We start from the raw sequence: 25,576 nt of genomic DNA, 5'->3' as shown, positions 1-25,576 counted from the left end.
ACCCATTCTTAGCCGACGCGGCAAGTGGCGCAGGTCATGCGGGGGTCACGCGGGGGCGGAAGACGGTGCGCGCGCCGGGGGAGGGGGCGGCGGAGGGCCGCGGCGCGCGGCGGCGGGGCGCTCGCCCGGGGGCGTCGCGGGTGTGCCGCCCGGGTGGGCCGTCCGGTTCCCCTGTGTTCGTGTAGGCGACACGTCGGGGTGGCATAACTACGACGACCACGCCGCCCGCTACGACGCCCACCACGACGCCCCGCCCGGGCCTCCGGCCGCCAGCTCGCGCCCGGTCCGCCCGGCCGCGCGGACCCGACCCGCCCCCCGGTTATCGCCCTTCGCCCCACGCGCCCACGAGGAGCCGCCATGGCCGGCCAGCCGCCGTATCCGCCGCAGGGTCCAGGTCCGTCCCCCGAGCCGGGGGAGCGCGGCGCCCCGGGCGGCGCGGACTTCCCCGGAGCGCCCGGCGGGCCGGTGCCCCCGGGGTGGGGCGGGCCGGGCGCGCCCGGGCCCGCGGGCGGCGGGCGGCCCGGCCGGGCGCCTGGGCCGCTGGCGCCGGCCGCCCGGTGGTGGCTCGTCGGCGGCGTGGGGATCGGCGGGGCGGTGGCGCTGGCGGTGGTCGGCGGCATCCTGTGGAGCCTGACCGCGCCGGGGCCGCCCTACACCGTCCTGGCCGACTGCCGCGGCCTGCTGCCGCCCGAGGCCATCACCGAGATACCGGAGCTGGCCGGGGGCAGCGTCGAGGGCGAGGCGCTGGGCGCGGGCGAGACCGCCGAGGCGGCCGTGCTCCAGCAGGTGGAGTGCTGGTCGGTCAACGACGACGAGGACGCATCGGGGCTGATGACCGTCAGCCTGCGCCGCTACGGCCCCCAGACCCGGGAGTCGGAGTACGTCACCCTCCAGCGCGCGCTCGACCGGGAGCGGCGGGAGCTGACCGGCGGCCTGGCCGAGGAGGAGGCGTCGGCGCGGCACGTCGAGATCGCCGACGGCGTGGTGGCCGACATCCGGCTGCGCTCGCTGGGCCTGGGCCAGGACGGCTACGCCGCGGTGTTCTCCAACGCCGAGGACGACTACGGCACCTACGACGACATGGACAGCTGGGCCGTGGCGCACTTCTACGACCGCAACGTGATGGTGCAGATCATGTACCAGGGCGCGGCCGACATGCCGCCGGAGGCCAAGCTGGACACCGCCACGGCGATCGCGGAGCTGGTCGACCGCCGCCTGGGGGAGACCGCGCAGACGGCGTGAGCGCCGGGCGGCGGGGCCATGGCCCCGCCGCCCGGGCGCGCGGGGGCGCCGCTAGCGGGTGGGGTCCAGGGCGAGCTTGCCGACCGTGGCGCGCGAGCGCAGGTCCTCGTGGGCGCGGCGGGCCTGCTCCAGCGGGTACTCGCCGCCCTTCACCACACGCAGCCGGCCCGCGCGCACCAGGTCGAACAGCTCCGCCATGGCCCGGCGCACCACGTCGGCGGGCAGGGCGAAGGCGTGGCTGAGCCACATGCCGCTGACCGTGGTGGAGTGGCGCAGCAGCGCGGGCAGGTCCACCGGCGAGGGCGCCTCGCGCGAGGCCATGCCGTAGAAGGCGAGGCGGCCGAAGGGCGCCAGGGCGCGCAGGCTCTGGTCGGTGATCCGCCCGCCGGTCATGTCCAGCACGGCGTCGACCCGGCGGCCGCCGTTGGCCTCGCGCAGCGCCGCCGTCATGTCCTCGGCGCGGGAGTCCACGGCCGCGTCGGCGCCCAGCTCCAGCGCCAGCCGGCGCTTGTCCTCGGTGCCGGCGGTGGCGATGACCCGGCCCGCGCCGAAGGCCTTGGCCAGCTGCACCGCGAGGGAGCCCACCCCGCCGGCGGCGGCGTGCACCACCACGGACTCGCCCTCGGCCAGGTGCACGTTGCGGCGCAGCAGCACCCAGGCGGTGGCGCCCTGGACGAGCATGGCCAGGGCCGTGACGGCGTCGACATCGTCGGGGACGTCGTAGACCATGGCGCGGGCGGCGGCGGCGCGCTCGGCGTAGCCCCCGCCGTCGAGCATGGCCGCCACCCGCCGGCCCTCGGGCGTGCGCCCGACCACCTCGCTGCCCGGGACCAGCGGCAGCGAGGTGGCGGCCACGTAGCTGTCCTCGGTGCGGTGGGTGTCGGCGTAGTTGACCCCGGCGCGCTCGACCTCGATCAGCACCTCGTCGGGGCCGGGCCGGGGGTCGGGCACCTCGGCGAGGCGCAGCACCTCCGGGCCGCCGAACTCGGTGATCTGGATCGCTCGCACTTGGCTGCCTCCCGTGGTCGCGCTGAGGGCGGACCGACCGCCCGGTATGTCGCGTCGAGCCTAGTCGCCGCCTCCGCGCCGGTCCACGGTGGGGTCAGCCGCGTGGCGGCAGGCCGGGGAAGCGGGGCGGCCGCTTGTCGAGGTAGCTGCCCACGCCCTCGGCGAAGTCGGGTCCGGCGAAGGACTCCGCCATGAGGTCGGCGGCCTCGTCGGCGGCGGTGGCGAAGTCGCTCTGGGCGGCGCGCAGCACCTGGCGCTTGATGACGGCCATGGACCACGGCGAGCAGGAGGCGGCCAGCGTGCGGGCGTAGTCGAGGGCGTCGACCACCACGTCCTCGCGCGGGCACGCGAAGTCGACCAGCCCGATCCGCGCGGCCTCCTCGCCCAGTACCACGCGCGAGGACAGCAGCAGGTCCAGGGCGCGGCCCCGGCCGACCAGGCGGGGCAGCAGCCAGGCCGCGCCGTACTCGGCGGACAGTCCGCGCATGCTGAAGGACGTGGTGAGCTTGGCGTCGGCGGCGGCGAACCGGACGTCGGCGAACAGGGCCAGTACCAGGCCCACCCCGGCGGCCGGGCCGTTGAGGGCGGCGATGACGGGCTTGCGCAGTTCGGCGGGCAGCGCCAGCGCGCGGCCGTCGACCCGGACCTCCCGGCCGCTGATGGCGCTGAGCGCGGCCATGTCGGCGCCCGCGCAGAAGGCGCGGCCGGCGCCGGTGATCAGCACGGCGCGCACCTGGGGGTCGTGGTCGGCCGCGCGCAGCAGCGCGCTCAGCCGGTCGGCCATGGCCGGGGTCCAGGCGTTGAGCCGGTCGGGGCGGTTCAGGGTGAGCCGCAGCACCCCGGAGTTGAGGTCGCTGAGCACGGGGTCCTCGGCGGTGCCCTCGGCGCCTTCGACGGCCTCGTTGTCCTCGCCGTCCTTGACGTCCTCGGCGCCGCGAGCGGTGCCGGCGGGGTCGGGTGCCTCGGTCATGTCGCCTCCTGGGTCGCGGTGGGATCGCGGTGGAAAAGGGCGGTCGGCCGCGGGACGGAAGGCGCGTGGCGTACAACCAACGGCGGTCTCCCACATCTCGGACAAGTCGGGTAGATTCCCCCTGGGCGTCGTTTATTTCGGCATCGTGGTCCCGCGCACGGTGAGAGGGAGCCTTCCCGTGTCAACTGTACGAACACGGATTTACACCGACGATACGCACCAGTTCTGGTCGCAACTGGGCAAGGTGGCTCTCCTCGGTCTCACCCTCTTCGCCGGTTGCGCTCTGTTCGGGGTCCGCGACGCCATACTGTGGATCAGTTCCGGGCTCTCGGTGTGCTTCCTGGCCGCACTGGTCCTGCTGCTGTGGCGCAGCCGCGTCCGCCACGGCCAGACCAGCTTCGTGTTCGACGGCTCCGTGCTGCTGTACCGGCGCTGCCGCAGGCGCCTCCTGGAGTCCAAGTCCTTCGACCTCAAGGACCTGGTGGCCGTGCAGCTGCGGATGCGCGCCGACAGCATCCAGGCGCTGGACTTCGGGTTCGAGGACCGCATGCCGCCGGAGCTGGTGATCCGCACCGTCAACGGCGAGCCCGAGAGCTTCCGGGTGCTCGCGCTGGACATCGAGGGCCGCACCGAGCTGGCGGGGTTCTTCGCCGAGGTGTGCCGCAGCGCGGGCATGGAGCGCAAGGGCGTGGAGGAGCAGGGCCTCACCACAACCCTGCGCTGGCGCCACCCCGCCCGGCACGACTACGCCCGCTTCTAGGCGGGGCGGGCGCCCTCACCGGCCGGAGGGGCGAACTCCCCGAGGAGCGCGGTGGCGTCGTCGTGCGCCTTGCCGCGCACCACTCCCCGGCGGCGCTCCTCCGCGCGCACCCAGGCGACCAGCGCCTCGGGGCCGTCGTCGGCCAGTCGGCGCCACACGTGCGTCCAGGGGTGGCCGAAGTACTCCGCCAGCCGCGCGCAGCCGTCGGTGAGCAGGGCGAAGCGCCGGCCCGGCGCCAGCCCGACGAGCGCGCGGTGGGCGGCCTCGGGCACCGCGCCGGCCACCCAGAACCCGCCCTCGGCGTTGCGGTGCGCGCGCACGAGGGCGCGGGTGTAGGGGCGGCCGCCGGGCAGGCGCTCCACGCGGTCGTCGGTGACGGCGCGGACCCCGCCGCCGGGCTCGGGCAGCAGCACCGTGCAGTCGGCCAGGACCAGGTACTCCAGCCGGGCGGAGCCGTCGCGGGCGGGGCGCGCCACCGCCGCCGTGGCCGAGGGGCTGTCGGGGTTGCCCAGGTCGCAGCCGCCGCCGTGGGCGCCGCGGGTGCGCTCGATCGCGGCCGCCAGGCAGTCGGGCAGGGACGCGGGGCGCTCGGCCGCCAGTTCGGCGGCCAGCGCCGCCGCCAGCCGGTCCACCAGCCACGCCACGCCGTGGCGGCACCCGGTGTCGACGTCCGGCGGGGCCGTGGCGCCGTCGAGGACGAACGCCCAGTCGGTGCCCGCCGCCGCGCGGTCCTCGTTCACGGCGCCCTGGCCCTGCTCACTGGCGATGCGCATCAGCACGCGGCGAGCCTACCGGCAGCCGGGCGCGCGGCGGGGGTCGGCGGGTGTGCCGGGGAGAGGTGGGGGTGCCGCGGGGGTCGGCGGGTGTGCGGAGGAGAGGTGGGCGCGCGGCCGGCCGGGGAGAGGGCGGCCGGCCGCGCGCGGGTCAGACCTCGGCGAGGCCGAACCCGGTGAAGCGGATCAGGTCGGACATGGTGAACTCGCCCGGCCGCGCGGAGGGCAGCGTGGGGGTCCAGCCGGGGTCGGTGCTCAGGTAGGACGACGGGTCGGCGGCGAGCAGGCCGAGGAACACCTCGGCCACGATCCGGCCGCCCACCGGGCCCAGGTGCCGGCCGCCCGCCAGCACCTCGGCCTCGCGCAGCACGTAGTACCACAGCGGCGCCCCTCCGCGCCGGGGCAGGCCCAGGTCGGCGTGGGAGAGCGGCTCCAGGCCCATCGCGCCCGCCACCGCCTGGCCCGAGGGCAGTCCCAGCTGGACACCCCGGGTGAGGTTGCGCTCGACCAGGGAGGCCACACCCGCGGCCGCCTCCGGCGGCAGCTCCAGCAGCGGCGGCACGATGCGGGTGTCCACGGCGCGCACGGGCACGGGCGCCCGGCCCTCCTCCAGCGGGAAGAACCGCGGCCACTCGATCTGCCAGACCGGCGGCAGGATGCGGAACCCGCCCAGGTGCGACAGCGGGTCGCTCTGGCTGATGGGCTCGGGCGTGAAGATCGGCAGCGCCGGGACCGTGGTGTTGAACTTGTAGCGCGCCCGCACCAGCGAGTGGCCGAAGCGGTAGGCGGCCCCGGAGAACTCCACCGGGATGAACGGCGCGCGCCGCCAGTGGAAGAACGCGGGCACCGCCTTCTCGACGCGGCGGCCGCCGGGGACGCGCGGTTCGCGGCGCAGCACGGCGTTCAGCGTCTCCTCGCCCACGATCCGGCGCAGGAAGTCGTGCACCACGACCCACTGGTAATGCCAGCGCACGATCCGCTGCGCGAGCGTGAAGTCGTCGGGTTCGGGCACCGGCTCGGCCGCGCGCAGCTCCTCGATCCGGTCCAGCACGCTGTTGTGGAACAGCAGCATGGTGAGCTGGAGTTGGCTGACGATGATGTTCTCGTCGTTGCGCGGGTCGCCGATGAGCGCGGTCTGCTGCTCGTTGCGCGGCAGGTCCAGTTCGTCGTCGTGGCGGCCGATGAGGAAGCGGCCGGGGCGCTCGGCGTCGTAGAGGTAGGGCTGGTCGGCGGGGCCGCGCCCGTAGAGGCAGTCGAGGTCGAAGCGCGGCGTGCGGTCGCCGAGCGGATCGCCGCGTCGCCGCCGGGGGAGCCGCTGGTCCGCCGCATCGGCGGCGCGCTGGTCGAGGCCGCGGCCGCCCTGGCGGGCGGGGGCGAGGACGACCCCGAGCGGGACCGCGACCGCGACCTTCTGCTGGCCCGGCTGCGGCTGATGATCTCCACGCCCGCCCTGCGCGCCCGGCACCTGGACAGCAACGTCGCGCTGCAGCAGGCCATCGTGGACGCCCTCGGCGCCGAGGCCGAGGGCCCTGAGGCGGCGTTCCGCGCCCACGCCGCGGCCGGCGCCTGCCTGGCCGCCCTGCACACGGCCCTGGTCCGCTGGGCGGAGGAGGACGGACGCCCGCACCTGCCCGAGTTGATAGGCCAAGCCCTCGCCGCCGCATTCGGCGACGGTGCGGTGGGTCGATAAGGCGGCGGGGAGACGAGGGGCCGCGGCGGCGCCCACCGGGCTCCGAGATGTGGGCGGGGGTAGGGGACGGAGCACCAAAGGCCACCGGACGAACGGGCAGGCGACGCCTTCCGCACCTGGGGGGAGGGGGCCGAGGCAAGTGACGGAGCGCCAAGGGCGGCGGGTGGCCGGGGTGGGCGACCACTGGTCCGGGCTCAGGGGTGCGGGGGCGACGAGGCGCCGAGGGTGGCGGGTGGCTGGGGGAGGCGGCCGCCGAGTCCGTGGGCGGAGGGCTGAGGTGGTGACGAGGGCAGGGGGCAAGCAGGGTCCAGGCCCGCGCCCACCGCCGATCGGGGCGGATGGCCGGGGCGGCGGCGAGGGCGGCGAGGGCGGCCGGTGGCCAGGGCGGCGGCCACCGGCCCGGGGGTCAGGGGTGGGGGAGGCGACGGGGCGGGGAGGGCGGCCGGAGATGCGGGTCAGCGTCTTCCGTGATGCGGGCGGGCGGGTGGCTGCGGTGAGCGATGCGGCACCAAGGCAACCGGACGGCCCGGCGGGCGCGCCCGGCCCCGGAAGGCGGCGGCCCTTCGCGGCTCCAGTGGCGGGGGCAGCGGCAGGGCCAGGTCCTGCGCCCGCCGGTACCGCCACGAGTGCGCGGCGGCGTGCCCGCCGGAGCCCCGAACCGGACATAAGGGAGCACGAACCCCCTGCGATCTCACAGGGCGAGACGAAAACCGGGCCTTTCGCGACGATCTGGCATCCCCGGTCGCCCCTGCGACCGCCAGTGCGAGATCGCCGCCCCAAGAAACGGGCATCGCGGGCATATGGCCACGGCGCCGCACCCTGCCGTCTCACCATGTGGTCACCCTGGCGTTCACGGCGCCCCTCAGTGGCCCCCTCCACCTCCTTTCGGGGGGACGAAACGGGCATTCCGTCATGAAACTCCGCGATAGATGCGGACGATCTACGGTTTTCCGCTGCCCGCACTCCACCACACCGCACAGCGGGCACCCGGGGCCTCCACCCCATTGCGCCCGGGCGCCTGATCATCCCATCCGCGCCGATCCATGGACCGCCCCGCCCTCACCACAACCGGTGAGGAGCGGCCCGGGTGACGCCGCCCCGTCCCACCTGGCTCGTCGCTGCCTTGGGCACCCGTCCCGACGTTCGGTCGCCGCTGCCTCGGACCCGCGCCGCGACCCGGTGGCCCGTCGCCACCCCGACCGCACGCCCCGATCGCGGGTGAGTGCGGGCCGAGCCGCCGCCTGCCGTTGCCGCCCCGTCGCCACGCTGACCACGTGCCCGGATGGTCGACTCCCGCGGGCCCGGACCGGCGCTTCACCTCGCTGCCCGTTGCCGCCTTGGCCGTCCGCCCCGAGGAACGGTGGTCGAGGGCCTGGACCCGCCGCGGCCTTGGCGCCTCGTCGCTGCCTTGGCCATCCGCTCTGATGGCCGTTGATCGCCGCCCCGGACACGCGCCCCCGCTTCGTCGCCCCGACCGCCCTCGGCCCCGGCCGCCGGTCGGTGCCGGCTGTGCCGACCGGTGACAAGGCGCGGGGCGGGCGACGCGTTCGCGCGTCGCCCGCCCCGTCCGGGGTGCGGTGTGTCCTAGCTGCGGCGAGGGCGGGTGCCCGGCAGGATGCCCTCGGCGCGGATCGTCGTGACCAGGGGCGCGGTCAGTTCGGCCAGGCGGCGGCAGCCGTCCTCACCGATGGCGGCGAAGGCCGGGACCGACAGCGTGTCGGTGCGGCCCTCCAGTTCGCTGCGCAGGGTGCGCCCGGCGTCGGTGAGCACCGGGGCGCCGTCCTCGCCCGTCGCCACCCAGCCCTGCTCGACCGCGCTCGCCACCCCGGCCTCCCACTCCTCGTCGGACCAGCCGCGCGTGCGGCGCAGCGTGGAGGCCCGCGCCCCGCCGGCCGCCGCGTAGGTCACCAGCGCCTCCAGCGGTCCGACGCCGGAGGTGAGGAGCGTGGCCACGTGGCCGTCGCCGCGGAACTCCCGCAGCAGCGTGGCCGCGTGCCACAGCACGTTGTGCGGCTCCTCTGGCCAGTCGAGGGCTGCGTGGGCCGCGAACAGCGGGCGGCCCTGGGGGTGCTCGGCCGCCGCCAGCGCGGCCGTGCGGGCGAGGTCGGCGGCCTCGCGGAGGCCGGCGGAGCCGACCGTCTCGACACCCAGGATGCGGCGCAGCGCGGTGTCGGCGACCGCGTGCCGGGCCTTCAGCACCGACTCGGGCGCGGCGACCGACCAGGCGTGCGGGATGACCGAGGAGACCAGCGCGGGGCTGAAGTTGTAGAAGGTCGCGGCCACGGTCTGCGGCCCGGCCGGGCCCAGCGGGGCTGAGCGCGAGGCGAAGTAGCCCATGCCCACCGGCTCCAGGCCGATGCCGGTGTACTGCTCGGCCGCCTCGGGGGCGAAGTAGACGACGAGGTGGATCGGCTCCACCGCAGCCCACGCCGCACGGGCGAGGTCGGGGGAGAGGGCTGTTGCGCGGGTCATGTCGGCCGCCTTTCGTTCGGTCGGACCGCCGTGGCGCACGGCAGGGGGTGCGGCGCGGGAACGCCGTCCGCACCGCAAGGCTAGACAACGGCGCCCCGGAGTCCGGGCGGCCCCTGCCCGATGGGTGCGGCCGGTGACGCGCGGGCGGACTCCGGTATGGGCGGGCGGACGGGGTGCCTGGGGCCGGGGCCGAGCGCCCTTGCCCCACCGCAGGGCAGCCGGCGCCCAGCCGTCGTGTGTCGGCGGCCCAGCAGGAGGGCGGCCGACGCTCCCGGCGCGGTTGGTCCGGGGACGGTGGCCCCGATCGGCGGGCGGTCCGCCACCTGGGATCAGGGTCCGGGCGGCCGAAGGCGGCCGGTGCTCCACGGAAGCGGCCCCCAGCGGACCGGCTCCGGTTCGGCGCCGGTTGGAGCGCATGGAGACCGGGGCCGGGCCCTTTTGCCCGGCCGCAGGCGGCTCCCCGCGTCCCCGCCGGTGGCCCCGCCTGGCCGCTGGGCGGTGTCCTCCCCACGGAGGGGCGCATCGCCACCGTCCTCTCCGCTGACGGGGAGGCGGGCGCCTCGCATTACCAAAGGTCCGGCTGCGGTCGGGCGCCGCGGGACGGCCTGCGCTGCGCCGGTTGGCGCCGGGCGGCTCCCACGCTCCCGAGGCGGACGGCGCCGTCGGCTTCCGGCCGCCGGCGGATGGTCCCGGCCCCGGTCGGTGGGCGGTGTCCGCCCCATGGGCGGGCGGCACGGTCCTCCTCGCCGACGGAGGGTGGTACGCAGCGCACCGCCGGAGGACGGGCGGTCGGCCCGCCCTGGGGGCCGGGAGCGGCCCTCAGCGGTTGGTTACCCATCGGTATTGACACCGACCGGTCGGTTTGCGTAGGAACGGACGGAGGCCGGTGCGCGGTGGTCGCACATCCCCCACACCCCCGACGTAGGGAGCGCGTTATGCAGGCAGAGGCCACGACCGTCCACGGCCGGGTGCGCGGAGCCGTGGAGGGTGGGATCGCCGTCTTCCGCGGTATCCCCTACGCCGCCGCGCCGCGCGGGGTCGACCGGTTCGGCGCTCCCCGCCCGGTCGAGCCGTGGACGGGCGTGCGCGAGGCGGTGGAGTACGGCCCCACCGCGCCGCACCCGCCCTATCTCGGTGCCATAGCCGACGCCCTTCCCGAGCGCCGCATCCCCGGCTCCGACTACCTCAACCTCAACGTGTGGACGCCCGGCACCGGCGAGCGCGGGCTTCCGGTGATGGTCTACGTCCACGGCGGCGCCTTCACCAACGGCTCGGGCGCCGAACCCGGGTACGACGCCGCCGCGTTCGCCCGCGACAGGGTCGTCGCCGTCACCTTCAACTACCGGCTGGGCGCCGAGGGCTTCGCCCACCTGGCGGGCGCGCCCGCCAACCGCGGCCTGCTCGACCAGATCGCGGCGCTGGAGTGGGTGCGCGACAACATCGCCGCGTTCGGCGGCGACCCCGGCCGCGTCACCGTCTTCGGGGAGTCGGCGGGCGCCATGAGCGTCGTCACGCTGATGGCGGTGCCGCGCGCCCGCGCGCTGTTCCACCGGGCGATCGCCCAGTCCGGCGCCGGGCACACCGTGCAGCACCCCGAGGACGCTGCCCAGGTCGCCCGCGTGCTCGCCGAGCGCCTGGGCGTGCCGCCCACGCCCGACAGCCTGGCCGAGGTTCCGGTCAAGGCCCTGCTGGAGGAGCAGGTGGGGATCGACATCGAGATCCGGGGCCGCGCCGCCCGCGGCACCTGGGGCCCGCGGCTGCGGCGCACCGGCGCGCTGCCGTTCGCGCCCGTGGTCGACGGCGTACTGCTCACGCGCCGCCCGATCGAGGCGCTGCGCGCGGGCGAGGGCGCGGACGTCGACCTGCTGATCGGCACCACCAGCGAGGAGTACCGCCTCTTCCTGGTGCCGCCGGGCATCCTGCCCGCCATCGGCGCCGACCGCCTCGCCGCCGAGGCGCGCCGCCTGGGCCTGCCCGAGGAGGCCGCCGCCGTCTACGCCGAGGAGTGCGGCGGCACGCCCGGCGACGCCTACTCCGCGCTGTGCACCGACGCGGTCTTCCGGATCCCCGCCTACCGCGCGCTGGAGGCCCGCGCCGCCGCCGGCGGACGCAGCCACGCCTACGAGTTCGCGTGGCGCTCACCGCGCTTCGACGGCGCGCTGGGCGCCTGCCACGCGCTGGAGATCCCGTTCGTGTTCGACAACCTCGGCGACGGACGAACGCTGGCCGGGCCCGATGCGCCGCAGGAGTTGGCCGACGCCATGCACCGCGCCTGGATCGACTTCGCGGTGAGCGGCGACCCCGGTTGGCCGCGGTGGAACCCCACCGACCGCGTGTTCATGCGCTTCGACCACCCCGAGACGGGGCAGGTGCGCGACCCCGGCACCCGCACCCGGCTGCTGTGGGAGGGGCTGGCCGGCTGACGGGGCGCCGGCCGCGGTCGTCGGTGTCGCCGGCGCGGCCCCGGCGCCGTGGGGCCCTACCGGGGCACCGCCGGCGGCGGCACGTGGCCGGGGGAGCCGGGCCACACCACGGGGCGGTCGGGGTTCTCGGCGGCGCGGCGCTGGGCGTCCAGCACGGTCGCCTCGGCCGCCGCGCGGTCCTGCCAGCCGCGGACCTCCGAACTCTTGCCCGGCTCCAGCCGCTTGTAGATGTCGAAGAAGTGCTTGATCTGGTTGATCTGGAGTTCGGGGATGTCGCGCAGGTCGCGCACGTGCTCCAGCCGGGGGTCGCCCGCCGGCATGCACAGCACCTTGGCGTCGGGGCCGCCCTCGTCGCGCATCCAGAACACCGCCACCGGCCGCACGCGCACCACACAGCCGGGGAAGGAGCGCCGCTCCAGCGGGACCATGGCGTCCAGCGGGTCGCCGTCCTCGGCCAGGGTGCCGGGGAAGTAGCCGTAGTCGGCCGGGTACTGCGTCGAGGTGAACAGGTGGCGGTCCAGCCGGATGCGGCCGACCGAGTGGTCCATCTCGTACTTGTTCTGCGATCCCTGCGGGATCTCGACCACCATGTCGAGTTCCATGCCTGCCCTCCTCGTCACCGGCCTCGGGACGGCGCCGCGCCGGTCCCGGTCGCGCATACACCCGCACGCTACCCCGGCGCGCGCCGCCGCGCCCGCGCGGGGCGGCCCGCCGCGCCCGACCCCCGCCCCGGCGTGCGCGGGGAGTGAGAGCGCGGCGACGGAGCGCCGACCCCGCCCTCCGCCACAGGGAGTGACGCACGTAACATCCTGCGGCGGGGCCACGTCACCCGCGCCCGCGCCCGTACCCGCGGGCACGCGGCGCGCGGGCGGCGGTGCGGCCCCGGCCACCCGCCGCGGCGGCGCCCCGCCCGCCGCCGCGGCACGGGACGCGGCGGGGTGGAACGGAGGTCGCTGTGGCCCCATCATCGGACAAACCGGTCCGGGAGCCCATACGCAAGCCGTGGATCTGGATCGTCCTCGCCCTCCTCCTGCTGGCGGGCGTGCCGCTGTACTGGCCGCCGGGCACCGTCGAGCCGATCGTGCTGGGCCTGCCGCTGTGGGCGCTGGTCACCGTGGGCTCCTCGGTCGTGCTCAGCGCCTACCTGAGCTGGCTGTGCCTCACGCAGTGGTCGATGGTCGAGGAGCAGGAGGAGCGCGAGGAGCGGGAGAGGCGCGCGGAGCGCGGAGGCCACGGGGAGGGCGGCGCATGAACGACCTCGCGTTCGCGGGCGCGCCGGGGATCGCGGTTTTGGTGGCCTACGCCGTGATCATGCTGGCCATCGGGTTCTGGGTGAGCCGCAGCCGCCCCGGGGTTCGCGACACCCTGGACAACTACTACCTGGCCGGCCGCCACCTCGGCGTCATGGTGCTGTTCTTCACCCTCTACGCCAGCCAGTACAGCGGCAACAACGTGGTGGGCTACGCGCCGGCCGCCTACCGCATGGGCTTCACCTGGTGGCAGTCGGTGACCTTCATGACCGCCATCATCGGCGGCTACCTCCTCTTCGCGCCGCGCCTGTACGCGGTGGCCAAGCGCGAGGGCTTCCTCACCCCCACCGACTGGCTGCTGCACCGCTTCGGCGGCCGGCGCGTGGGCCTGCTGGCGGCGCTGCTGATGCTGTGGGCCCTGGCCAACTACCTGCTGGAGCAGTTGGTGGCGATGGGCCACGGCATCGCCGGCCTCACCGGCGGCACCGTGCCCTACCAGGTGGGCGTGGTCGGGTTCGTGGTGGTGATGCTGGCCTACTCCTGGATGGGCGGCATGCGCGCGGTCGCGTTCACCGACGTCATGCAGGGTGTGGCGCTGCTGGTCGGCGTCGCCGTGATGCTGGCCGGCGGGCTGTATCTGGCCGGGGGGTCGCTGGGCGACACGGTCGCCCACGTGGTGGCCGAGGAGCCGGAGAAGGCGGCGGTGCCGCCGGTGCGGGACTCCGTCAACTGGCTGTCGATGGTGGTGATGGTGGGCATCGGCGCGGCGGTCTACCCGCACGCCATCCAGCGAATCTACGCCTCCCGCAGCGAGCGCACCCTCAAGCGGTCGCTGGCGGCCATGGCGTGGATGCCCCTCATCACCACCGGCGTGGTGTTCCTCGTCGGCTTCCTGTGCATCCGGCTGTTCCCCGGGCTGGGCGACACCGAGTCCGAGCAGCTGGTGGGCATGCTCGCCAACGAGGTCGCCGGGATCAACGTGTTCTTCGCGGCGATGATGGTGCTGCTGTTCGGCGGTGTGATCGCGGCCATCGTCTCCACCGCCGACTCCGTGCTGCTCAGCTTCTCCTCGATCGTCTCCAACGACATCTACCGCAAGGGGTTCGCGCGGGGCGGCGACGAGGGCCGGGCGCTGCTGGTCGGCAAGGCGGCCGGGATCGCCGCGGTCGCGGTGCTGCTCGCGCTGGCGTGGAACCCGCCGACGCTGCTGGTCAACATCTTCGTGCTCAAGTTCGAGCTGCTGATCCAGATCGTGCCGGCGTTCATCGTGGGCCTGTACTGGAAAGGGCTGCGCGAGGCTCCGGTGTTCTACGGCATGGCCGCCGGCGCGCTGCTCGCGGGCGGGCTGAGTCTGGCCGGGGTCGAGGACGTCTACGGGGTGCACGGCGGCCTGGTCGGGCTGGCGCTGAACGCGCTGGTGTGCGTGGCGGGGTCGCTGCTGCCGGCGCGCACGCCCGCCGCGCCCGGCGGCCGGACCGAAACCGACACCGCCGAGGCGCCCGCCGGGGGCTGAGGCGCGCCGGTGCCCGGGGCCGGACCCGCTGGAGGTCCGGCCCCGGCACCCGGCGGCGTCAGCGCCCGGCCGCGTAGCCCTGGGCGCCGCGCGGGTTGGCCGCCGCGCGCAGGACGCCCGTCTCGGGGTCGCGCGCCACCGCCGACAGGCGGCCCAGCGACCACGGGTCCGAGACCACCACGTCGTGGCCGCGCCGGCGCAGCTCGGCGATGGCGTCCTCGCCCAGGCGGGACTCCACCACGAGCTGGCCGGGCGAGATCTCGCGCGGGTAGAACGAGCTGGGCAGCCCGTTGGTGTGGAACATCGGGGCGTCGATCGCCTCCTGCAGGCCCATGCCGCCGTGCACCAGCCGCAGGAAGTAGGTCAGCGACCACTGGTCCTGCTGGTCGCCGCCGGGGGTGCCGAACGCCATCACGGCCTCGCCGTCGCGGGTGACGAGGGTGGGGGTCAGGGTGGTTCGGGGGCGCTTGCCCGGCGCGATCACGCTGGGAGAGCGCGGGTCCAGCCAGAACATCTGGCCGCGCGTGCCCAGCGGGAACCCCAGAGCCGGGATCACCGGAGAACTGGCCAGCCACCCGCCGCTGGGGGTGGCCGCGACCATGTTGCCGTGCCGGTCCACGACGTCGAGGTGGCAGGTGTCGCCGCGCTGCTCCCCGGCGCGGTCCACCGTGGGCTCGCCGCTGGTGCCCAGCGGCAACGGGGTGGTGCCGGTGAGCCGCTGCTCGGTGAGGTGGGGCGCGCGCCCGCCGGGGGAGCCGGGGCGCAGCTCCAGCGACGCCTCGGCGCCCACCAGGGCCGCGCGCTCGGCGGCGTAGCCGGGCGAGAGCAGGTCGGCCAGCGGCACGTCGGCGAACGCCGGGTCGGCGTACCACGCCTCGCGGTCGGCGAAGGCGAGCTTGGCCGCCTCGGCGACCCGGTGCACGAACTCCGCGGAGAGCACGCCGGCCCGGCCCGCCTCGGCGTCGGCGCCGGTGCCCAGGGCCTCGTGCAGGCGGAGCTGCTGGAGGAACACCGGCCCCTGCCCCCACGGGCCGGTCTTGTGCACGGTGCGGCCCGCGTAGGTGAGGCTGACGGGCTCCTCGTAGGTGGCGCTCCAGCCGGCGAGGTCGTCGGCGCTCAGCAGGGCCCGGCGCGGGACGCCCGCGCCGTCGGGGCGCGGCTGCGCGCAGAACTCCGCGATGGCCTCGGCGACGAATCCCTCGCGCCAGATCCGCCGCGCCGCGTCGATGCGCTGCTCGCGGGTGCTCCCCGCCGCCTCGGCCTCGGTGAGGACGCGCTCGTAGGTGTCGGCGAGCGCCGGGTTGGTGTGGAGGGAGTCGGCGGCGGGCGGCGCGCCGCCGGACAGCCACAGCGCGGCCGAGGAGGGCCAGTGCCGGGTGAAGACCTGCTCGACGGCGGTGACGTGGCCGACGATGTGCGGGGTGAGGGGGTAGCCGCGGCGGGCGTAGCCGATGGCCGGCTCCAGCAGGTCGCGCAGCGGCAGGGTGCCGTGGTCGCGCGCCAGCAGCAGCCAGGCGTCGAACGCGCCCGGCACGCAGGCCGGCAGCACGCCGCTGCCGGGGATCCGGTCCAGGCCGGCGAAGGCGTCGGGCGTGGCGGCGGCGGGCGCCGGCCCCTGGCCGCAGACCACGGTCGGGGTGCCTCCGGCGGCCTGGAAGATGATGGGGACCTCGCCCGCGGGCCCGTTGAGGTGCGGCTCGACCACCTGGAGGGTGAACCCGGCCGCGACGGCGGCGTCGAAGGCGTTGCCGCCGCGCTCCAGGACCGACATGGCGACACCGGTGGCCAGCCAGTGGGTCGAGGCGGCCATGCCGAACGACCCGCGCAGCTCGGGCCGGGTGGTGAACATTGGCATGGGGCTGGTTCCTCCTTGCGGAACGGACGGGGGCGGAGGGGCGGTTGCCGGGCTCGCCGGGCGGCGCGATCCGGCCCGGCTACCGTATACATCCCACGTCGCGGCGCCGACGGCCGGGGCGGGGTGGACCCGGCGGGCGGGACGGCCGGCCCTTCGCCTACCACCGCGTGGCCTTCGTCGGCGGGCGCGTCGAACTGGTCGGCACCGCCCGGCAGGCGGGGTTCCCGGCGGCCTGGCATCCCGTCGGCGGCCCCATGCCGCCGATCGAGCGGCCGCCGGAGCCCTGACCCGGACCGCGGCCGGCGCCGACCGCCGCCCCGGCGGCGGTCCCCGCCCCGCCCGCGCCGGAGGCATCGGCTACCGGCCGGCCGCCTCCAGCGGCGGCAGCAGGGCCTGCTCCTCGTAGGCGAAGTGCCGCTCCAGTTCGGCGCCGATCCGGTCGAGGTCGGTGCGCAGCGCGGCCCAGTCGGCGGTCTCGGCCGCGCCCTCCGACAGCTCCCGCAGGTCGGCGAGGAGGGCCGCCACCGCGCGGTGCTCTGCGCGCAGCCGCGCCACCGCCGGGCGGAGTGCGGGGTAGGCCGCCTTGAACGCGGTGAACGCCCCGTCCTCGCGGATGTGGTGCAGCCCCAGCGCGTCGCAGAAGGACAGGCAGTTCCCCAGCAGGTCGGCGCCGCCGTCCAGGCCGTCCGCCCGGCCGCCGGCGTCCCCGGCCGCGTCCTCCCCGGCCAGGCGCCAATCGACGGCGGCCCGCGCCCGGGCCAGCCGCGCGCGCAGGTCGTCGTGGTGGCGTGTGAGCTGCGCGGCGATGGCCCGGCCCCGCTCGGGGTCGCCGGTGAGGTCGAGCGGGTGCAGGGCGACGACCGGGATGGTGCGCGCCGTCCCGGCCTGGTAGGCGGCGAACGCGGGATCGCGCTCGGCCTGGAGCGCGTACTGCCGGTCGCGCTCGCGCCCGTCGAGCGGCTCGGCCCGGGCCGCGTGCACCGCCACCCCGCCGCGGCCGTCGGCGATCTCCACCGTGACCTGGGGGTGGGCCAGCAGGTTGTGGTACCACGCGGGGTTGCGCGGCCCTCCGGCGTTGGAGGCGAACACCAGCAGCCGCTCCCCGTCGCGGGCGTACACGGCGGGGTTGGTGTGCGGCCGGCCGGTCCGCGCCCCGGCCGTGGTGAGCAGCACCAGCGGTGCCCCCGCGAACACGCCGCCGACGACGCCCCCGTTGGCCCGGAACTCGGCGATGACCTGCCGGTTGAAGGCGGCGGGGCCCGGCTCGTCCGCCTCGGTCATGTTGCCTCCTAAAATTATTTTGTTTACAAAGCTATTAGGCTAGGAAAGGTAAGCGGGCGGAAGGCGAGGTGTCAATTGAGGCGGCGCTCGGCGGCGCCGTCACACGTCGAACAGCGGCTCGGGGTAGTCGGCGGCGCGCCGGGGCGACCGCCACGGTTCGTGGATCCGCTCGGCCGGCATGTCGGCGAGTTCCGGCACGTAGCGCCGGATGTAGTCGCCCCGGGGGTCGAAGCGGCGCGACTGCCGCAGGACATTGAACGACCGGTTGGGCCGGGTGTCGTTGCCCGTGCCCGCGACCCACTGCCAGTTGCCGTAGTTGTCGGCGATGTCGCCGTCGGTCAGCAGCGCGTGGAAGTGGTCGCCGCCGCGCCGCCAGTGCACGCGCAGCTCCCGGGTCAGGAACGCGGCGGTGATGAGGCGGGCGCGGTTGTGCATGAAGCCCTCCTCCAGCAGCTGGCGCATGCCCGCGTCCACGATCGGCACCCCGGTGCGGCCCGCGCACCAGGCGGCGAACGCGCTGTCGTCGTCGCGCCAGCGGACCTCGCGCGGCCGGTAGTCGCTCCGGTTCAGCAGGGGGTAGGCCGCGCACACCTGGTGGTGGAAGTCGCGCCAGGCCAGCTGGCGCACGAAGGGGTCGCAGGCGCCGTGCCCGCGCGCCGAGCGGGCCAGCTCCAGCGGCGACAGGCAGCCGAACCGCAGGTCGGCGCTGAGGCGTGAGGTGGCGTCGGCCGCGAGGTCGTCGTGGGCCTCGCCGTAGCCGGCGCAGCCGCCCGCCAGCCAGCCGCGCATCCGCTCGCGCGCGGCGCGCTCGCCGCCGCCCACCCGGCGCGGCGACAGCCGGCCCGTTCCCGCGACCGCGCACTCCTCGCCGGGCAGCGGCCCCGCGGCCGCCCCCGCGGGCAGGCGCAGCCCGTGGGGCGGCGGCTCGGGGGCGCGCCACGCGTGGGCCTGCCACGCCCGCCAATAGGGCGTGAACACCCGGTAGTGGTCGCCGCCCGCGGGCAGCAGCGCACCGGGCGGCACCACGGTGACACCGGGGAACTCCGCCACCGCGAACCCCTCCGCCCGCCCGGCGGCGCGCAGGCGCCCGGCGCGGTCGGCGGCGAAGGCGCTGACGTCGGCGCTGAGGTGGACCCGGTCGGCGCCGGCGGACCGCGCGGCCCGCACGGTCTCGGCGACGGTGTCGCCGGAGCGCACCACGAGGTCGGCGCCGGCCGCGCGCAGGCCGCCGCGCAGGTCGGCCAGGGCCTCGCGCAGGTAGGCGATCCGGTTGCGCGCGGAGCGGGCGAGCACGGCGGGGTCGAGCACGAAGAGCGGCACCACCTCCCGGCCGCGCGCCGCGGCGGCGGCCAGCGCGGGGTGGTCGTGCGTGCGCAGGTCGCGGGTGAACAGCACGATGGTCGGCCGCACCAAGGCGCCTCCCTGGGCCGGAGACGGGCGTGGTCGCCACACTACCGTCCGTGGCGTCGGTGTTCGAGCAGGCCAGGACCGGTCCGGGGCGTCGGCGCAAGTACCGCGGCCGCGCGGCGCCGCCGCCGTCCTCCGGCGGCGCCGCGCGGCCCGCGCCCTCACCGGGCCGGGCGGATCACCGGGCGCTCGCCGGTCTCGGCGAGGCGGGCCAAAAGGCGGTCGCGGAGCGGGGCGATGACCTCCTGGGCGCCGGGGGCGGTGACGAGGTTGTCCAGTTCGTGGGGGTCGGATTCGAGGTCGTAGAGGTAGGCGTCCACGTACTCGTCGGCGGCCGGGTCGTCCCACCCGTCGGCGTCCGGCGCCACCACGCCGTACTTCCAGCGCGGCGTGCGCAGCGCCCGCCCCACCTGGGACTCGCTGATCTGCACCAGGACGTCGTCGGGCCGGTCGTCGGCGCCGCCGCGGACCAGGGGCAGCAGCGAGCGGCCGTGCATGTCCGGCGGGACGGGCAGGCCGGCCGCGTCCAGCAGGGTCGGGGGCAGGTCGACGTGGCTGACCAGCCGGGTGATCGGCCGCCCGGTGGCCAGCCCGGGGCCGCGCAGGGCCGTGGGCACCCGGATCGAGGCGTCGTGGCAGCTGCGCTTGTACTCGCTGTTGCGGGTCTTGAAGTGGCAGCCGTGGTCGGAGGTGTAGAGCACCACGGTGTCCTCGGCCAGTCCGTGCTCCTCCAGCGCCGCCAGGACGCGGCCCAGGCACTCGTCCAGCCGCCGGACCATGCCGTAGTAGCCGCCCAGGTGCTCGGCGGCGTTGCCGCCGAGGGCGGCGAGGTCGCCGGGCGTCCAGCCGCCCGCGTAGCGCTCGCCGTAGCCCTGGGGCGCCGGGTAGTCGTCGCGCTGGTTCTGGTGGTGGGGCTCCAGGTAGGACAGGAACAGGAAGAACGGGTTGGCGCGCTCGCGGGTGATGTAGTCGATCGCGGCGTCGGTGAGCGCGTCGGCGCGGTAGCCCGCGAGTTCGTGCGGTCGGCCGTCGCCGTCGTAGAGGGTGGTCTCGTAGGCGTCGGAGGTGAACTCCAGCAGGTTGGCCGCGAGCCAGTCGCGGTAGCCGCCGCGCTGGGCGGGCCGCACCGGTCCGGCGACGTCGGTGTCGGCCAGGTGCCACTTGCCGATGTAGCCGGTGTCGTAGCCGGCCCGGGCGAAGTGGTGGGCCAGGGTCGGGGCGTCCTCGGGCAGCGGGATGTTGTTGCGGTACACGCCGGTCTGCGCCGGGTAGCGCCCGGTCTGCAGCGCGGCGCGCGAGGGTGCGCACACCGGCTGGCAGGTGAAGGAGTTCGCCACGTGGACGCCCTCGGCGGCCATCCGGTCGAAGGCCGGGGTCAGGCCCAGCGGGTTGCCGTGCACGCCGGTGGTGTCCCAGCGCTGCTGGTCGGTGAGGAGCACGAGCACGTTGGCGGGGCCGCCGCGCCGGCTCCCGGGGGCGCCGGGGGGAGCGCCGCCCGGCGCGCGCGCCGCGTCCTCATCGGAGCGGCCGGTGCGGCCCCCGCCGCCCGCGCTCCCCGTGCCGTCCGCGCCCCGCGCGTTGACCCCGTCCGCCATCGCCGTCCCCCTCGTCCTTGCCCCTGCCGTTGCCGCATGTCTGCGGTGCCCGCCGTGATCACCCTGCCCGCCCCGCCCGCCCGAGCGGGGCGCCCGCTCACCCGCCCGCGCCCGGGGTGTCCCGGCCGGACGCGGCCTCCAGTTCGGCGGTGTCGACGTGCCGGGTCTCGCGCATGAACAGCGTCGAGACCACCGACACCGCGCCCAGGCCCACCACCAGCAGCGCCACCGGCCAGGTGGCGCCGTCGAAGGCCACCAGCAGCGACGTCGCCGCGGCCGGGACGAACCCGGCGACCATGGCCGAGGTCTGGTAGGCGAACGACATGCCCGAGTAGCGCACCCGCACCCCGAACATCTCGGTGAACAGCGTGGCCTGGAGGCTCGACATGCACACCGCGCCGCCCACGGCGGCCAGCGCCATCGCCGTCCACGCCCACCACGCGCTGCCCATCTCCAGCAGCCAGAAGTAGGGGAAGGCGGTGAGCGCCACGATCACGCCGCCGGCCAGGTACAGCGGGCGCCGCCCCACCCGGTCGGAGACCGCCCCGGCCACCGGCATCAGCGCCAGCCCGAGCAGGTTGTACAGCACCACGCCGGTCAGCGCCACGCCCTGGCCGAACCCCAGGCTGGTGGTGACGAAGCTGATGGCGAAGGGCTGGTAGACCTGGGAGGTCCCGGCCTCGCCGAGGCGCGCGCCGAACCCCACGACGACGCTGCGGGGGTAGCGGCGCAGCGCCGTCAGCAGCGGGACGCGCGCCTGGGCCTCGGCCGCCTTGACCCGGTGGAACGCGGGCGTCTCCTCGATCTTGAGCCGCACCAGCAGCCCCACCACCAGCAGCACCGCGCTGAGCAGGAACGGCACCCGCCAGCCCCAGCTCAAAAAGGCGTCCTCGGGCAGCAGCGCGAACAGGCTGACCACGGCGACCGCGATCAGGTAGCCGATGGGGCCGCCGGTCTGGGGCAGGCTCCCCCAGAACCCGCGGCTGTGGCGGGGGGCGTGCTCGACGGTGAGCAGGGAGGCGCCGCCGAACTCCCCGCCCAGGCCCAGGCCCTGCACGAGCCGCAGGGTGACCAGCAGGACGGGCGCCCACACCCCTATGGTGTCGTAGTCGGGCAGCAGGCCGATGAGGAAGGTCGCGCCGCCGATGATCATCATCGTGGCCACGAGGATCTGCTTGCGCCCGACGCGGTCGCCCAGGTGGCCGAAGAGGAGGGCGCCGATGGGCCGCGACACGAACCCGACGCCGAAGGTGGCCAGCGACAGCAGCGTGCCGATCAGCGGATCGGCGTCGGGGAAGAAGAGCCGGTTGAAGACGAGCGCCGCCGAGAGCCCGTAGAGGTTGAAGTCGTACCACTCCAGCAGGGCGCCGGAGAGGCTGGCGGCGATGACCTTGCGCATGGGTTGGCGGGGCGGGTCGTCGTTCGGGCGTGTCATGTCAGCCTTCTCCGTTCGGCGGTGGCGCCGGGCCGGAGACGGCCGGGTGCGCGGCGCCGGGGCGCACGCGGGCCGGGACCGGGCCGGACGAAGGTGCCGCGCCCCGCGCCGCCCAAGGGCGGCCGGACGGACGGCCGCGGCCGCGCGGGGAGAGCCGGCGGGCGGCGCGGCGACGCCGCCCCGGTGGCTCTGAGAGGACCCGCGCGGCCGACGCCCGGGGGTGCCGGGCGGGCGTCCTGCGTTCTGTTATTCGATTAACACGCCGCACGCTACAGCGCGGCGGTGGCGGCGTCCAGACCCCCGGGGCGGGTCGCCCGCGGGCGCGGCCCGCCCGGTAGCGGACGGCCGCGGCCGGCCCGGTCGGCGGGCGCCCGGGCCGGGCCCGCGCCGGGCGGCTAGGCTTGCCGGATGTGGCAGTGACCGAGCCCCCCGCACGCCCGACCCAGCGCGACATCGCGCGCCGGGCGGGGGTGTCGACCGCGACCGTCTCCTACGTGCTCAACGGCCGGCGCGGCGGGGCCAAGCCGCCGCCCGAGGAGACCCGCCGGCGGGTGCTGCGCGCGGTCGCCGAGGTGGGCTACCAGGTCGACCACGCCGGCCGCAGCCTGCGCCGCCGCCGCACCGACCTGGTGGCGCTCATGTACCCCGCGCCCTCCAGCCCCTGGTCGGACCGGCTGGTCGAGCAGCTGCAGGCGGGCGCGGCCGAGCGCGGCCTGGGCGTGGTGGCGCTCCCCCTGGGCGGCGCGGCCTCCGGCGACGCAGCGCTGCGGGTGCTGCGCGAGCGCTACGTCGACGGCGCCGTCCTGCTGCCCGACTGCGGGGTGGACCCCGCCGAGCTGGCCCGGCTGGCGGGCCGCGGCTTGGCCCTCGTCGTGTTCGACGACCACCTCGCCCCCGACGGCTTCGACGTCGTCCGCCAGGACCGCGCCCGCGCCTGCCGCGCCGCCGTGGAGCACCTGGTGAACTCCGGCCACCGGCGCATCGCCTACCTGGCCCACCCCGGCGAGGACCGCTGGGACACCGGCCGCTCGGTCAAGCTGCGCGGCCACCGCGACGTGCTCGCCGCCCACGGCATCGCGGCCGACCCCGGCCTGGTGCTGCCCGTCGCCGACTCCCGCCCCGCCGCCTACGCCGCGGTGCGCGACCTGCTGCTCCGCCCCGACCCGCCCACCGCCGTGCTGTCGGCCACCGACCGCGCCGCCATCGACGCCGTGTGGGCCGCCCGCGACCACGGCGTCGCCGTGCCCGAGGGGCTGGCGGTGGCGGGGATCGGCAACATCCCCGAGGGCCTGGTGATCACGCCCGCCCTGACCACCGTGGGCGCGCGCGAACTCGACTTCTCCCGCGAGGTCGCCCGCCTCTTCGCGCGCCTGGACGCCACCGCGCCGCTGCCCGGCGAGGTCATGGCCGCGCCCTGGGAGCTGATCGTGCGCGCCTCGGCCTGACCGCCGCCCCGGCCGCGCGGCACCGCACCGCCCCCGCCCGGCCCGCCGTCCGCACCCGCCGCCCCCGGACGCGCCTGCCGTGCCCGGCGCCCGGCCATGGCCTACGCTTGAACGGCTCGGCCGCCGCGAGACCGCGAGTGGAGGCGCTGTGCCCGACTCCGTGCCCGACCCCGCCCCCGGCACCGCACCGGACTCCCCGGTCGCCGTGCTGCGCCGCGCGGGCGCCTGCCTGGCCGTGGACCTCGCCCCGCTCGCCGGACGCGGCCTGCCCGAGGTGCTGCACTGGGGCGCCGACCTCGGCCCGCTCACCCCCGGCCTCGCCGAGCACCTGCGCACCACGTCGGTGCCCGCCGTGCCCCACAGCGCCCCCGACGCCCCGCGCGGGTTCACGGTGCTGCCCACCCAGGCCGACGCCTGGGCCGGCACGCCCGGCCTCAGCGGGCACCGGGCGGGCACCGGCACCGAGCCGCGCCTGCGGCTGCGCGGGCACCGGCTGCACGCCGGCGGCACCGCCGACACCCTGGTGCTGGACCTGCACGACCCCGCGGTCGGGATCTCCGTCGAGTTGCGCTACCGGCTCGACGCCTTCGGCGTGCTGCGCGCCCGCGCCACCGCGACCGCCGACACCGGCACGGGCACCGGCACCGCCACCGGCGCGGGCGAGCCCGCCCCCTACGACCTCTCCGCCCTGCGGGTGCTGCTCCCGCTGCCCGCCCGCGCCTGCGAGGTCCTGGACCTCACCGGCCGCTGGGTGCGCGAGCGCAGCCCCCAGCGCGGCCCGATGCGCGACGGCACCCTGCTGCGCCGCGCCCTGCGCGGGCGCCCCGGCCACGACAGCCCCCTGCTGGCGGCGGCGGGCACGCCGGGGTTCGGGTTCGGCGCGGGCGAGGTGTGGGCGGTGCACGTCGCCTGGAGCGGCGACCAGGAGTACCTGGTGGAGCGCCTGCCCGAGGGCGCCGGCGCGCACGCCGCCGTCCTCGGCGGCGCCGAGGCCCTGCGCCCCGGCGAGGTCCGGCTCGCCCCGGGTGCGGCCTACACCGGCCCCGAGATCGTCTTCTGCCACTCCGCCGCCGGACTCGACGGCGTGTCCGCGCGCCTGCACGAGAGCCTGCGCGCCCGGCCCCGGCACCCGGCCCGCCCGCGCCCGATCGTGCTCAACACCTGGGAGGCCGTCTACTTCGACCACGACCTGGACCGGCTGCGCGCGCTGGCCGACCGGGCGGCGCGGGTGGGCGTCGAGCGGTTCGTGCTCGACGACGGCTGGTTCCGGGGCCGGCGCCACGACCGCGCGGGCCTGGGCGACTGGGAGGTCGACCCCGCCGTCTGGCCGCACGGCCTGGACCCGATCATCGACCACGTCCGCGCGCTGGGCATGGACTTCGGCCTGTGGGTGGAGCCGGAGATGGTCAACCTGGACTCCGACCTCGCCCGCACCGACCCCACCCGCCTCCTCCACCCCGAGGGCGACCCCGGCCGCACCTGGCGCCACCAGTACGTCCTGGACCTCGCCCGGCCCGACACCTGGCGGCTCATCCACGACCGGCTCGACGCGCTGCTCACCCGCTACCCGATCGCCTACGTCAAGTGGGACCACAACCGCGCCCTCTACGAGCCCGTCCACCGCGCCGGGCCCGGCCCCCAAGAGCCCCCCGGAGGCGCCCGCCGCGTGCCCGGCGTGCACCGCCAGACCCGGGCGGTCTACGCGCTGCTGGACGCGCTGCGCGAGCGCCACCCGGGCGTGGAGTTCGAGTCCTGCGCCAGCGGCGGCGCGCGGATCGACATGGGGATCATCGAGCGCGCCGAGCGGGTGTGGGCCTCGGACTGCAACGACCCCGTGGAGCGGCAGGCGATCCAGCGCTGGACCGGGCTGCTGCTGCCGCCCGAACTGGTCGGCGCCCACGTCGGCCCGCCGACCGCCCACACCACCGGCCGCCGCACCGACCTCGCCTTCCGGCTGTGCACGGCCCTGTTCGGCCACTCCGGGATCGAGTGGGACCTCACCGGCTGCGACGAGCACGAGCTGGCGGCGCTCACCGCCTGGACCGCGATGGTCCGCGAGTTCCGCCCGCTGCTGCGCACCGGCCGGACCGTGCGCGGGGAGCAGACCGACCCCGCCGCGCTGCTGCACGGCGTGGTGGCACCCGGGCGCGACCACGCGCTGTTCTGCTTCGCGCAGGTGGCCACGGCCGCCGCCGAGCAGCCCGGCCGCACCCCGCTGCCCGGGCTCGACCCCGATCGGCGCTACACGCTGCGCCACCGCACCGAGCTGGGCGACCCCACCCGGGGCGCGGCCACCGCGCCCGCGTGGCTGCGCGCCGGCACCGCGCCGCCCGTGCTCAGCGGCGCCGCGCTGGGCGCCCTGGGCGTGCCGATGCCCCGGCTGCTCCCGGCGCAGGCGGTGCTGGTCGAGGCGCGCGCCGCCGACTGAGGCCGGGGGCGCGGGCGGCGGATCGGCGG

At 76.6% G+C, this 25,576-nt stretch carries 19 protein-coding genes; 8 read left to right on the top strand and 11 right to left on the bottom strand.

All coding sequences use genetic code 11. The features are described 5' to 3' along the window. The first annotated feature begins 576 nt into the window (after nucleotides 1-576). Nucleotides 577-1,242 (top strand): hypothetical protein, encoded by a 666-nt coding sequence (locus tag HNR12_RS11190; protein WP_179767432.1) that lies wholly within the window; start codon nucleotides 577-579, stop codon nucleotides 1,240-1,242. Nucleotides 1,243-1,293: 51 nt separating this feature from the next. Here the strand turns inward: HNR12_RS11190 and HNR12_RS11185 are convergent, their stop codons facing one another. Together HNR12_RS11185 and HNR12_RS11180 are read right to left on the bottom strand one after the other, a co-directional pair. Then, entirely contained in the window at nucleotides 1,294-2,250 is a 957-nt protein-coding gene (locus HNR12_RS11185; protein WP_179767431.1) for a quinone oxidoreductase family protein, read from the bottom strand. A gap of 94 nt (nucleotides 2,251-2,344) precedes the next feature. Then, entirely contained in the window at nucleotides 2,345-3,220 is an 876-nt protein-coding gene (locus HNR12_RS11180) for an enoyl-CoA hydratase-related protein (RefSeq protein WP_179767430.1), read from the bottom strand. Nucleotides 3,221-3,398: 178 nt separating this feature from the next. Between HNR12_RS11180 and HNR12_RS11175 the strand changes: the two genes are divergently transcribed. Next, nucleotides 3,399-3,980: a hypothetical protein gene (locus HNR12_RS11175; RefSeq protein ID WP_179767429.1), complete on the top strand. Its 582-nt coding sequence runs from the start codon at nucleotides 3,399-3,401 to the stop codon at nucleotides 3,978-3,980. On the opposite strand, the gene HNR12_RS11170 is transcribed toward HNR12_RS11175, so the two are convergent. Together HNR12_RS11170 and HNR12_RS27820 are read right to left on the bottom strand one after the other, a co-directional pair. Then, the gene (locus HNR12_RS11170; RefSeq protein ID WP_179770548.1) at nucleotides 3,977-4,753 is read right to left on the bottom strand and encodes a protein phosphatase 2C domain-containing protein; all 777 of its coding nucleotides are present in this window, start codon (nucleotides 4,751-4,753) and stop codon (nucleotides 3,977-3,979) included. The two genes, HNR12_RS11175 and HNR12_RS11170, sit on opposite strands and share 4 nt — an antisense overlap. A gap of 151 nt (nucleotides 4,754-4,904) precedes the next feature. After that, a complete protein-coding gene (locus tag HNR12_RS27820; protein WP_308118643.1) occupies nucleotides 4,905-6,218 on the bottom strand; it encodes a peroxidase family protein in 1,314 nt (437 codons plus the stop codon). Here HNR12_RS27820 and HNR12_RS28425 point away from each other — a divergent pair. Beyond that, nucleotides 6,186-6,443 (top strand): acyl-CoA-like ligand-binding transcription factor, encoded by a 258-nt coding sequence (locus HNR12_RS28425; protein WP_246425056.1) that lies wholly within the window; start codon nucleotides 6,186-6,188, stop codon nucleotides 6,441-6,443. The genes HNR12_RS27820 and HNR12_RS28425 overlap by 33 nt on opposite strands. A gap of 1,584 nt (nucleotides 6,444-8,027) precedes the next feature. Here HNR12_RS28425 and HNR12_RS11155 read toward each other — a convergent pair. Continuing rightward, entirely contained in the window at nucleotides 8,028-8,915 is an 888-nt protein-coding gene (locus tag HNR12_RS11155; RefSeq protein WP_179767426.1) for an SCO6745 family protein, read from the bottom strand. A 935-nt stretch (nucleotides 8,916-9,850) separates the two neighbouring features. Between HNR12_RS11155 and HNR12_RS11150 the strand changes: the two genes are divergently transcribed. After that, nucleotides 9,851-11,338: a carboxylesterase/lipase family protein gene (locus HNR12_RS11150; RefSeq protein ID WP_179767425.1), complete on the top strand. Its 1,488-nt coding sequence runs from the start codon at nucleotides 9,851-9,853 to the stop codon at nucleotides 11,336-11,338. Nucleotides 11,339-11,394: 56 nt separating this feature from the next. On the opposite strand, the gene HNR12_RS11145 is transcribed toward HNR12_RS11150, so the two are convergent. Further along, nucleotides 11,395-11,940, bottom strand: coding sequence for an inorganic diphosphatase (locus HNR12_RS11145; RefSeq protein ID WP_179767424.1), 546 nt, complete (start codon nucleotides 11,938-11,940; stop codon nucleotides 11,395-11,397). A 353-nt stretch (nucleotides 11,941-12,293) separates the two neighbouring features. Here HNR12_RS11145 and HNR12_RS11140 point away from each other — a divergent pair, with 353 nt between their 5' ends. Then, a complete protein-coding gene (locus HNR12_RS11140; RefSeq protein WP_179767423.1) occupies nucleotides 12,294-12,590 on the top strand; it encodes a hypothetical protein in 297 nt (98 codons plus the stop codon). After that, nucleotides 12,587-14,101 carry a sodium:solute symporter family protein gene (locus tag HNR12_RS11135; RefSeq protein WP_179767422.1) on the top strand — a complete coding sequence of 505 codons (1,515 nt, stop codon included), beginning with the start codon at nucleotides 12,587-12,589 and terminating at the stop codon, nucleotides 14,099-14,101. The genes HNR12_RS11140 and HNR12_RS11135 overlap by 4 nt, the downstream gene beginning before the upstream one ends. Nucleotides 14,102-14,159: 58 nt before the next feature. On the opposite strand, the gene HNR12_RS11130 is transcribed toward HNR12_RS11135, so the two are convergent. The 5 genes from HNR12_RS11130 to HNR12_RS11110 all read right to left on the bottom strand — a co-directional run bounded on the left by HNR12_RS11130 (nucleotide 14,160) and on the right by HNR12_RS11110 (nucleotide 21,674). Then, nucleotides 14,160-15,956 carry a gamma-glutamyltransferase family protein gene (locus HNR12_RS11130; RefSeq protein WP_179767421.1) on the bottom strand — a complete coding sequence of 599 codons (1,797 nt, stop codon included), beginning with the start codon at nucleotides 15,954-15,956 and terminating at the stop codon, nucleotides 14,160-14,162. A gap of 357 nt (nucleotides 15,957-16,313) precedes the next feature. Next, nucleotides 16,314-17,237, bottom strand: a complete 924-nt coding sequence (locus HNR12_RS11125) for a nitroreductase/quinone reductase family protein (RefSeq protein WP_179767420.1) — start codon at nucleotides 17,235-17,237, stop codon at nucleotides 16,314-16,316. Between the two features lie 99 nt (nucleotides 17,238-17,336). Then, nucleotides 17,337-18,650: a cryptochrome/photolyase family protein gene (locus HNR12_RS11120; RefSeq protein ID WP_179767419.1), complete on the bottom strand. Its 1,314-nt coding sequence runs from the start codon at nucleotides 18,648-18,650 to the stop codon at nucleotides 17,337-17,339. 155 nt (nucleotides 18,651-18,805) lie between these two features. Then, a complete protein-coding gene (locus tag HNR12_RS11115) occupies nucleotides 18,806-20,239 on the bottom strand; it encodes a sulfatase-like hydrolase/transferase (protein WP_179767418.1) in 1,434 nt (477 codons plus the stop codon). A 97-nt stretch (nucleotides 20,240-20,336) separates the two neighbouring features. Further along, nucleotides 20,337-21,674, bottom strand: coding sequence for an MFS transporter (locus HNR12_RS11110; RefSeq protein ID WP_179767417.1), 1,338 nt, complete (start codon nucleotides 21,672-21,674; stop codon nucleotides 20,337-20,339). 416 nt (nucleotides 21,675-22,090) lie between these two features. On the opposite strand from HNR12_RS11110, the gene HNR12_RS11105 reads away from it, so the two are divergent. Next, on the top strand, nucleotides 22,091-23,119 hold the full coding sequence (locus HNR12_RS11105; RefSeq protein WP_179767416.1) for a substrate-binding domain-containing protein: 1,029 nt from the start codon (nucleotides 22,091-22,093) through the stop codon (nucleotides 23,117-23,119). Nucleotides 23,120-23,267: 148 nt separating this feature from the next. Further along, nucleotides 23,268-25,547, top strand: a complete 2,280-nt coding sequence (locus tag HNR12_RS11100) for an alpha-galactosidase (RefSeq protein WP_338119750.1) — start codon at nucleotides 23,268-23,270, stop codon at nucleotides 25,545-25,547. The last annotated feature ends 29 nt before the right edge of the window (nucleotides 25,548-25,576 follow it).

The organism is Streptomonospora nanhaiensis (genome assembly GCF_013410565.1).
Taxonomy (GTDB): domain Bacteria; phylum Actinomycetota; class Actinomycetes; order Streptosporangiales; family Streptosporangiaceae; genus Streptomonospora; species Streptomonospora nanhaiensis.
Note: the sequence above shows the minus strand (reverse complement) of the source record. Positions and strands in the feature narration are given on the sequence as shown.